The sequence below is a fragment of the Mesorhizobium sp. M2E.F.Ca.ET.209.01.1.1 genome (genome assembly GCF_004010375.2).
Classification (GTDB): Bacteria; Pseudomonadota; Alphaproteobacteria; order Rhizobiales; family Rhizobiaceae; genus Mesorhizobium.
Window position 1 is genome coordinate 1 of the sequence record NZ_SADP02000996.1, and the last position, 302, is coordinate 302.

1 protein-coding gene is annotated in these 302 nt (G+C 56.6%); it reads right to left on the reverse strand.

Translation table 11 applies throughout. The features are described from left to right. Positions 1-181 precede the first annotated feature (181 nt). A partial coding sequence (locus tag EN852_RS38835; RefSeq protein WP_189546622.1) for a GreA/GreB family elongation factor occupies positions 182-302 on the reverse strand: 121 nt, incomplete at its 5' end.

Here is a 302-nt window from a genome sequence, read left to right on the forward strand (position 1 = left end):
CGCGAATTGCTTGACAGCTTGGACCTTCGGTTGGGGATGAGTTCCAGATCACCGAAACCGACGACGGCCTCATTCCAAGGCCGGTCCGCCACGACAATCATGAGCGGCAAATGAACGCCGCTCGGGTTGTCATGGACAAATACGAGGCTGAACTGCGAAGGCTTGCAAAGTAGGCCGACCGCTAATTCTCAGCCTTGTCGGAGAGCTTGACGATTTCCCATTCCTTGCCGTTTACGGCAGCCACATCGCCGACCTTCTTGCCGAACAGCGCGACAGCCATCGGCGAAACATGGGAAATGCTG